This is a genomic window from Stenotrophomonas sp. 278, from assembly GCF_003935715.1.
In the GTDB taxonomy this organism is placed as follows: Bacteria; Pseudomonadota; Gammaproteobacteria; order Xanthomonadales; family Xanthomonadaceae; genus Stenotrophomonas; species Stenotrophomonas maltophilia_AH.
In genome coordinates this window covers 1-8,953 of record NZ_RHPP01000157.1, presented here as the reverse complement: position 1 = coordinate 8,953, position 8,953 = coordinate 1, and the positions used below count along the sequence as shown (strand labels likewise).

General features: G+C 60.5%; 7 protein-coding genes and 1 pseudogene. 2 read left to right on the top strand and 6 right to left on the bottom strand.

The annotated features are described in order from the left end of the window. From EGJ34_RS18765 to EGJ34_RS18755, 3 genes are all read right to left on the bottom strand, one after another. A partial coding sequence (locus EGJ34_RS18765; protein ID WP_125361976.1) for a hypothetical protein occupies nt 1–479 on the bottom strand: 479 nt, incomplete at its 3' end. A gap of 48 nt (nt 480–527) precedes the next feature. Then, nucleotides 528–2,267, bottom strand: coding sequence for a hypothetical protein (locus tag EGJ34_RS22365; protein ID WP_185750249.1), 1,740 nt, complete (start codon nt 2,265–2,267; stop codon nt 528–530). A gap of 3 nt (nt 2,268–2,270) precedes the next feature. Further along, nucleotides 2,271–3,056, bottom strand: a complete 786-nt coding sequence (locus EGJ34_RS18755; RefSeq protein ID WP_125361975.1) for a hypothetical protein — start codon at nt 3,054–3,056, stop codon at nt 2,271–2,273. A gap of 303 nt (nt 3,057–3,359) precedes the next feature. Between EGJ34_RS18755 and EGJ34_RS18750 the strand changes: the two genes are divergently transcribed. Beyond that, nucleotides 3,360–4,358: a 2-hydroxyacid dehydrogenase gene (locus EGJ34_RS18750; protein WP_125361974.1), complete on the top strand. Its 999-nt coding sequence runs from the start codon at nt 3,360–3,362 to the stop codon at nt 4,356–4,358. Nucleotides 4,359–4,426: 68 nt separating this feature from the next. Further along, a complete protein-coding gene (locus tag EGJ34_RS18745; protein ID WP_125361973.1) occupies nt 4,427–6,046 on the top strand; it encodes a lactate permease LctP family transporter in 1,620 nt (539 codons plus the stop codon). A gap of 154 nt (nt 6,047–6,200) precedes the next feature. Here the strand turns inward: EGJ34_RS18745 and EGJ34_RS22360 are convergent, their stop codons facing one another. The 3 genes and pseudogenes from EGJ34_RS22360 to EGJ34_RS18730 all read right to left on the bottom strand — a co-directional run. Next, the gene (locus EGJ34_RS22360; protein WP_185750248.1) at nt 6,201–8,096 is read right to left on the bottom strand and encodes an XVIPCD domain-containing protein; all 1,896 of its coding nucleotides are present in this window, start codon (nt 8,094–8,096) and stop codon (nt 6,201–6,203) included. Between the two features lie 27 nt (nt 8,097–8,123). Continuing rightward, nucleotides 8,124–8,618 (bottom strand): hypothetical protein, encoded by a 495-nt coding sequence (locus EGJ34_RS18735; RefSeq protein ID WP_125361972.1) that lies wholly within the window; start codon nt 8,616–8,618, stop codon nt 8,124–8,126. Nucleotides 8,619–8,830: 212 nt separating this feature from the next. After that, nucleotides 8,831–8,953: pseudogene (locus EGJ34_RS18730) on the bottom strand (IS3 family transposase); the annotation flags it as partial.

Sequence of the window (8,953 nt, the reverse complement as noted above, 5' to 3'; positions counted from 1 at the left end):
TGGCGGTCTTCTTCTTGGGTGGCATACATGATCCTTTTCAACATGTTATGCCCGAACACAAAATTCCTGACAGTCCCTTCTTTTGCGGCATCCAAATCGCGCTTGTATCCGGTCAGTGTCCACCACAGGCCGGCAAGCGTCAGTGCCAAGATGGCAGCGGCTGCTCCTCCCCAAATCCACACCGTCTTCTCGATTCTTCCCAGCTTGCCCGAGAACGATTCGATCGAACGGCCATACTCCGCAGCAACCGGTAGCACTGCCTCCCGTGCGTGGCGCTCAATCTTGGTGCCTGCGCCGTCTGCGATGGCTTCTAGCTTGCGCTCGGTCTGCGTCAACTGGTTCTGCACCGCAGCCATCTTCTTGTCGAAGTTTGAGCGCATGCCGCGGTCTCGCTGATCCACCTCCGCCCTGAGAGTTAGCAGCGCGTCGAATAGACCTTCCAACGCCTGCCGGATGTCGTCCTGGTCCTTGTCTTGCATCGTTCGCTCCGGATTAGTGATGATGGTGCAGCGACGTCCGTGTGTGGCTTAACGCTGCAGCGTACGCTGCCGTTCCGATTCCCGCTGCTGCTCAAGCTGTCCGTTTTGTTCAAGAAGATTCTGCAACTCTTGCGCCTGCTGTTGCGCAAGCAGTTGATTGCCGCGTTCGATCAGTTCCTGACCTCTCGGCGACTGTACGAACTCTGCGGCTATCCGACCGACTTCGTCGCTGTCGCCAGCTTTCAGTGCGGCATAGGCACGGTCTCGATGCGGACTACCCAGCGAAGATGATGGCTCAGCCTGCGCGTCATCGCTCTCACGCATGTCTGGTTTATCCGCATTTCGCGTGTCGCGGTGGCGGTCTGCCTCTTCCTTGATCTTCCGTTCACGGCGCTCTTGCTCTTGAAGAGGATCGGAGAAAGCAGGATTGACGTGCTGGTGCGTTGTGGCCGTGTGCTGGAATAGCCCGGCTCTCGGTGGACTCGTACTGGTGTCTAGATAGGGCTGGGGTGTGTTCGTACGGGCGGTGATGGTAATTCCATTGCGCTCCATCAGGTCTTCACGTAACCGAAGTTGTCCCATGTTGATCTGCATCTGCGGCGGGACGCCGTTGACCGGGTGCGCATAGGCACGGTCGACGGTGATGATATTGGTCACCGCATTCGCGCGGTAGTAGTTGGGATAGTCGGAATCTCCGTGGTGCCCGATGCCTGTGGTCTGCTGTCGTGTGTGCCCTGGGGTGCCTGTTGGCGGCTTATCAAAATAGTTCCGACCCATTTGCGCTACGTTCGCAGGAGTCATCGACATGCTGTTGTCGGAGTTGAAGGTCAGGCCGGGGCGGGCTTCGCTCTGCCCGGGAGTCGTGCTGCTTAGTTGAACAAAATCGAGAACTCGCGAAGTCCGGTCTTGGTGAACAGGGTTGGTTGCCAACGCCATCATGTCGGTGAGATTTACGTTTGGGTTACTTTGTTGCTCGCGGCTGAGTAGGGCATTCCAACCCGCGATCTGCGCCTTGGCTTCGTCCTCTCGGCCCGCTTGGATCATGTTGCCTATAGGAACTGTGTAGTCGTTTATGGGGTTGTTGTCTTGTGCGATCCGCTTGGCCTCACCGTATGCATTGACCATTGCGGCTTTCGCGCCGGCCGCATTGAATCCATGCTGAATTTCATGCCCGAGTACGAAGGTGAGGTCTGCCGAACCGAATCTGGCGGGAGGAACAGCCAAGCTGCCTGGTGGCAAGCTCATGGTCTGGTTAGACGGATTATAGGTGCCGCCCGCCACCGTGCCACTTAGTGAGGCGAAGTGCTGCAAGGTCGCTACTTGGTCAGGTCCAGGCGGGGTGACGGCACGCTTGATCTCGGCGGCCAATACTGGCGAACCATTGATAGTCGATTGCAGGTTGGTCACCATGTCTTGCGTCACTGGTTGGGTGACGTTGGCGGCGTCTACATAGCTACTGTGGGCGAAACGCAGCGACATGCTCTGCAACCGTAGGGTGGCGGTGAGATCGGGACTAGGTACCGTTCCTGTCGTCTGGAGGCTGGTGGTTGGCAGCGTGACCACGCCTGAGGCCATGTCGTAGGTCCCGGCCAAATTTGGAGAAGATCCCGCGTGGGGCAAAGCGAAGCCCTTGAGTTGGCCGTTGGCCGCGTCCTGATTCAGATCTTGCAGCAGGTCGGGGTTCCGAGTGATTGCGGCTCGCAACTGTGCCTCTTGGCCCGACGTAACGCCGGGCTGTGCGGCAAACTGCCTGATGGCGGCTTGAAGTTGGGCATTGGGATTGGCCATCGACTAGTCCCCCCCGCCCACGCTGATGGATTCCACGCAGATATGATTCATTTTTCTATCTGCCGATTCGGTTTCTGGGTGCTCGCTGAGCAGTGCTTCGCTTCGCTCGCGAATCATTACGCTGATGTTGCCGCGAGAAAAGAAATAGCCTGGTCGCCGGAACACCCTGCGCTCTCCCATAGTGCCGTCCGCATTGGTAGGAGGCATTGGAGAATCGTATTCTGCCAATTCTTCGCGCTCCACGAATCCCATTTCCTTAAGTTCCGTCACATAGGCATTGAAATCCATGCCGCACACTGGGGCCATATCGGCAGCGAGATCGTGGTGGCTCTGTTCGTTCGGTCGATTGATGAAGTTGTAGGAAGCGTTCTTGCGGCTGGGCGACCGAGGATTGTCGTAGTACAAAACATTGTAGTACCACCCGGAATCCGGTAGATGCATGTTGAAAAATGCGCTATGCGTTTCAGGCGTTTTCGTCAAATTCAGTCGCATCACATCTTGAATTCGCTCGGTCGTTAGTTCCTCCGAGGACTTCAGGCTATCGATCAACTTCAGGAACCGCTTCCCTAGTTCCTCAGGTGTGAGTTCCGGGTACTCAATAAGGGTGTGCGGTCTACTGGTGTCTGTCGCGCTCATCGTGGCGGTGTCCTTGGACGGTGAGGTTGTTGTTCCGGAAGGCGTGTGCGCGCAGGCCAATGTCGCTGCGCTGAGCAGCAGCGCTGGCATGTGACGGATCACACTTGTGATAGCGCTCGTCGCTTTCCTGCGCGAAGGACTTTCTGTGGACATGCCTTCTCCTATGCCTACTTCTTTTGCGTACAAGTCTAGCTATAAGGATGGACTACAGTCCCATCGAAGGGCTGTAGGGATTTTGCTGCCGGAGCGTCAGATATCTGCTCTTCTGCGATGCTGCCGCTACCCACACCTTACCCCCCTCGTCCTGTTGCAGCATGGGGTGCTAGTCCAGTTCCATACCGCGTGCGACTATCGTCGCGCGCCTGAACGTGCCCCCGGTCACGGTTTGACATCATTTACTGAGGAACGGCCCCTACCATCTGGGTTACTGTTGAACTGCTCCCCCAGAGGCCCCCCATGAAGACCGCCGTTTTCAGCGCTCGCCCCTACGACCGTCATTTTCTGGAAGCCGCCAACCAGCATGCTGGTAGTGAAGGCAAGTACGAGTTCGCTTACTTCGACGTAGGCCTGGACCTCACTACTTCCACGCTGGCCCAAGGCAGCGAAGCGGTCTGCGTGTTCGTCAACGACCGGTTGGATGCCCCGGTGCTGGAGGCACTGCACGGGCAGGGCATCCGCGCGGTGCTGCTGCGCTGCGCGGGCTTCAACAACGTGGATCTGGCCGCGGCTGAGCGGCTGGGCTTGTTCGTGGCCCGTGTGCCGGCTTATTCCCCCGAAGCAGTTGCCGAGCACGCGCTGGCGCTGATCATGACCCTCAACCGCCAGACCCACCGTGCCTACAACCGGGTGCGCGAAGGCAACTTCATGCTGGATGGCCTGCTTGGGCGCACCCTGTATGGCCGCACCGCCGGCATCGTCGGCACCGGCAAGATCGGGCTGGCCACGGCGCGTATTCTCAAGGGGATGGGCTGCACGGTGCTCGGCTACGACCCGTACCCCAGTGCCGCCTTCGACGGCATCGGCGAAATGGTCGCGCTGGCCGAACTGCTGGCCCGCTCGGACATCGTGTCCCTGCATTGCCCGCTCACCCCGGACACCCATCACCTCATCAACGAGGACTCGCTGGCTCTGATGAAGCCCGGTGCCATGCTGGTGAACACCTCACGCGGTGGGCTGGTGAACACCGACGCGGTGATCCGCGCCCTCAAGTCGCGGCACCTGGGCCATCTGGCCATTGATGTGTACGAGCAGGAAAGTGCGCTGTTCTTCCAGGACCTGTCGGGCGAGATCATCGACGACGACGTGTTCCAGCGCCTGATGACGTTCCCCAACGTACTGGTCACCGGCCACCAAGGCTTCTTCACCGCCGAAGCGCTGCAGGAAATCTCCGCCATCACCCTGGGCAACCTAACGGACTTCGCAGAAGGCCGCCCCTGTAAAAACAAGGTCGCGTAGAGCCACGCCCTGCGTGGCTGCACTTTCTCACCGTTCTGCACCCCCAAAACCGCACGGAACCCCCACCCATGTGGCAACAGAACTACGACCCCCTGGGCAACACCTACCTATCCGCCCTGATGGGCGCACTCCCGGTCCTGGTCTTCCTGCTGGCCCTGACCGTCCTGCGCCTCAAAGGCCTGACCGCCGCACTCCTCGCCGTAGCCGTCTCCATCGCCGTCTCCTGGTTCGGCTTCGGCATGCCCGTGGGCGAAATCACCGGCGCAGCTCTGCTGGGCATCGCCAACGGCATCTTCCCGATCAGCTTCATCGTGCTGATGGCGGTATGGCTGTACAAATTGGCTATCCGCAGCGGCAAGTTCGAAGTCATTCGCGGCAGCATCGCCACCATTTCCGATGACCAGCGCATCCAGGTGCTGCTGATCGCGTTCTGCTTCGGCGGTTTTCTGGAAGGCGCGGCTGGCTTCGGCGTGCCCATCGCCATCTGCGCGGCGTTGCTGGTGGAACTGGGCTTCCGACCGCTCAAGGCGGCCATGCTGTGCCTGATCGCCAACGGGGCGGCCGGGGCGTATGGGGCCATCGGCATTCCGGTACTGGTGGGAGCGGAGCAGGGTGGGGTGCCGCTGCAGGAGATGTCGTGGAAGCTGGTGCCGCTGGTGCAGGTGTGCGCGGCGCTGCTGCCGGCGGCGCTGGTGATGCTGCTGGACGGCTGGCGCGGCGTGCGTGAGACCTGGCCGGTGCTGCTGGTGGTGGGCCTGGTGTTCAGTGGCGTGCAGACGGCGGTGTTGCTGCTGTTGGGCCCGGAGCTGGTCGACATCGTCGGCCCGCTGGCCGGCATGGCGGCGCTGGCGGGGTTCATGCAGTTCTGGCAGCCGAAGCGGATATACCGCGAAGCGGAAGCGCCGCCGGTGTCGGCCCAACGCTGGTCGCTGAAAGAGGTGCTGCTGGCGTGGTCGCCGTTCTATCTGCTGACCGCCACCATTCTGGTGTGGAGTCTGCCGGCGTTCAAAGGGTTATTCGCGGCCGGTGGGGCGCTGGCCGGCACCGTGCTGCATCTGCCTATTGGCTTGCTGCACCAACGGGTGCAGGAGCTGCCGCCGCTGGTGGCCGAAGCGCATACGCTGCCGGCGGTATGGAATGTGGGCTGGCTGGGCGCTGCGGGTACAGCCATCCTGATCGCCGCGCTGCTGACGGCGTTGTTATCGCCGAAGCTGGGGCTGCGGTCGGCTGGGCAGGAGTTGGCGCAGGCGGGTCGGGAAATGTGGAAGCCCTTGGCCACGGTGGCGCTGGTGATGGCGGTGGCGTACATCACCAATTATTCCGGGGCGTCTTCCACGATCGGGCTGGCGCTGGCGGAAACCGGTGGGGTGTTCCCGGTGCTGTCGCCGGTGATCGGCTGGATGGGGGTGTTCATTACCGGGTCGGTGGTGAACAGCAACACCTTGTTCGCGCATCTGCAGGCGGTGACGGCGGAACAGATCGGGGTGGCACCGGCGTTGCTGGTGGCCGCGAATACGGCGGGCGGGGTGATGGCGAAGCTGGTGTCGCCGCAGTCGATTGCCATTGCGGCCGCGGCGGTGAAGCTGGTGGGGCAGGAGTCGGCGATTCTGCGGTCTACGTTGGCAGCCAGTTTGGGGCTGTTGGGGTATGTGTGTGTGGTGACTTGGGTGTTGTCGATGGTGGCGTAGTGACACGCCATGCGTGTCATCGCGGTGCCGGGCGAACCGAGGGACGCGCATGGCGCGTCCCTACGGAGAGATGGTCGGTGGTTCAGCCGGGCAAGCCCGGCTCTACGTCATCGCGGTGCTGGCCGTGCCATGAGGGCGCATGGCACGCAAAGCGTCACCCCATCCGGAGTGGCGACGATTGATGTTGCTCGAGCTGCGACTGCTGATCTTGCTTGGCGACGCGCGTCTGCTCGGCTGCTTCGATCCTGCAGACAGACTCCTCAATGGGGGTCTGGGCGGCCACTGCCGTCGGCATGGCGGCGCGAGAATGGCCCGGGTTCGACGGGTCACCTTGCACCAGAAATACATTGCTCCCGGCCGGTTTGTCCGTTGTTGGCCCACTCAGCATTACGTGATCAACCGAGTGCAGTCCCTGTTCCTTTGCGAGTGCAAGCAGGCTGGTGGTCATGCGCTCACTGGTGGCGTCGTAGCTACGCCCGTGCTGAGCGTCGAGTCCTGCGACACCTCGCTGGATCTGCTGATACATCGGGTCGCGTAGATAAGAGGGGGAATCAAGCTCGGCCCTGCGACCGTCCGCAAGGGTTATGCCCAGTTGTCCATTCTGGAAATTCTCAACCAAGGTGGGCTGGCGATCTGCGGCTTCCGTAGCCTGCGTGTCAGTGATGGTGAGATTGCCCTCGACCAATCGATAAGAAAAGCGCCCGTCCTCGCTGCGGTACGTACCTGCGGGGTCGGTTTCCGAACGCACACCTCCGGTGAGCCGCTGTCCGCCCCAGTGCAGTTCTCCGCGCCCATCCATGTCCCGAATTGTGTCACCTCCGCCCACCACATACGTGTCGTGGCCTGCGCCACCTTCAAGGCGGTCGCGACCTTGGCCGCCTATCAGGACGTCATCGCCCTGGTGACCACGTATAACGTCGTTTCCGCCGTCGCCAATCAGAAGGTCGTTCCGGGAGACTTCCTGGTTGCCGCGCATTCGACGGGAATCCAGTGTCGCCTGATGTTCTTCACTCACCTCTTCGCCGGTTGAGTTGCTGTGTTCTCGGCGAAGTGCAATGTGTGGGCGAGTATTGCCAAGGTAGATCTGCTGGATGTCGTCGCTGTCGCGAAGGCTACGATTTGGGTCGAGGAAGATGGCACCTGGGGGGAAGCTGTCGTTCCGCAGTCGTTCTGCCAATGTCGGGTGCTGGGCGCGCAGGTCTTCCATTAGCGCATCACGAGCCGGTGCGAAGGCAACTGCTACTGATGGTACGCGACCATACTCGGCCACGAGCTCGGGATAGTCCCTGTTGGCTTGCACTACGCGATTGCGCGAAGCTTGCGTGCCGTCAAGGGTCTCGCCGAACTGGAGCTCGACGCGCTCAATATCGTCGCGATGCAATTCAAGTGTGCGGTAGACAGCTCGGGCCTCGGCCGGAGTGATGTTCTCGCTGTCGTCATAAAGGCCAAACACCTGCGCCTCTGCGAAGCGCCTTTTCCGTAGGCCGCCTTCATTGGAAAGAGGATGCGGGTACTGCTCATCGGGCTTGTCACTTCCCCAGCAGTTGTATCTGATCTGGTACCAAGCTTCAGCGCGGTCACCTTGGCGTATGGCTTCCATCACCGGATGCTCGGGCATGGTTCCGCTCGCGGTTCCAGTCAGGTTGCCAGGTCCCCGATTGTATGCAAGCGAAACCACTGCGATCCGCTCGTCAGACAGCGGCATATTCACACTGTTGGCTGGCACTTCGTATTCCGCCAACGATGCTCTTAGAAGACTGTCTGAATCTTCAGCGCTGACTTGCCGGGTAAAGCCCAGTCCAAGGCCGGTCTTCTCACGGACTGGAGCGGCGTCGATGCGTGCAAGAAGCTGCCATTGTTCTTCACTCAGGTCGAGACCGGAGTCGCGCCAGATTCTGACATTGTTATTGCGGTTCAGCGTGAGCCCCCAGCCAATGGTCGCCTTTTCATCGCCAATATCCTGTACCCGGGAATGAAGGCCTTCCGCGCCAACGATCACAAGCCTTAGCTTGCGCTCGTAATCAGCTTGGGTGAGTTCTCTATACTCCATGTTGTCTTCCTTACAATCTTACGTGATCTAGCGGCACTTGCGCGTTTCGGTGGAGTTTGGCCCTCGGTTCGCTGGTGGCGGGGCACGCCGGAGTTCACTATCCAAAGCGATGACTTCGATATCGTTGTTCTCAGCTCTCCTGATATCGTCCACAACCTTCCACTTCAACCTGTCGCCCAGCAATTCGGCACGGACCAGGACAATCACGCCATTTCGGCGGCTCTGTACCGCCAGCACAGCCGTGTTGCCTACTGCTGTGCCGATCAATGTGCCGTCGTCGATTTGACGCAGGTTGACCAAGGCTCCCCCGAAGTCGCCACAGAGCCGGTTGCCCTCCTGGACGACGCTGATGTCAAACCCGCCGCAGTCCAGCTTGGGGTTGGTGCGGTCGCACCACTTTACGTACCAGCTTCCGCTGAAGTCGGCGGTTGCAGCCGTCTTGGGCGTGGAGGCGCAGGCGGATAGGGCACCTATCCCCAGTACGAGGCAGGCGGCCATGACTGAGTTCTTGATGAAGGTCATTCTGAGATGCGGCATTGGTGATCCTTTCCCATGTGGCTGTGGGCCCGGGCCGCGAGCAATGAAGTGCGGCCTTGGGCAAGTCTACTGAGCCGTCAAAGCGATGCCTGTAGGAGAAGTCTGGAACTTGGTTCAGTCGGGGAGCGGGGTTACACGCCACGCGTGTCTTCGTGTTGCCCGGGCGATTCGGCGGACGCGCATGGCGCGTCCGGGTTCTACCCCGATATCACGGACGGTTCTAAAAGAGCTGCAACCTTCTGATCCTGCTTGGCGACCCTTCTGCGCATCCTAGGGTTGTGGCGTCGCTCGATGTAGTCAAACACATCCGCTCGTGCCGC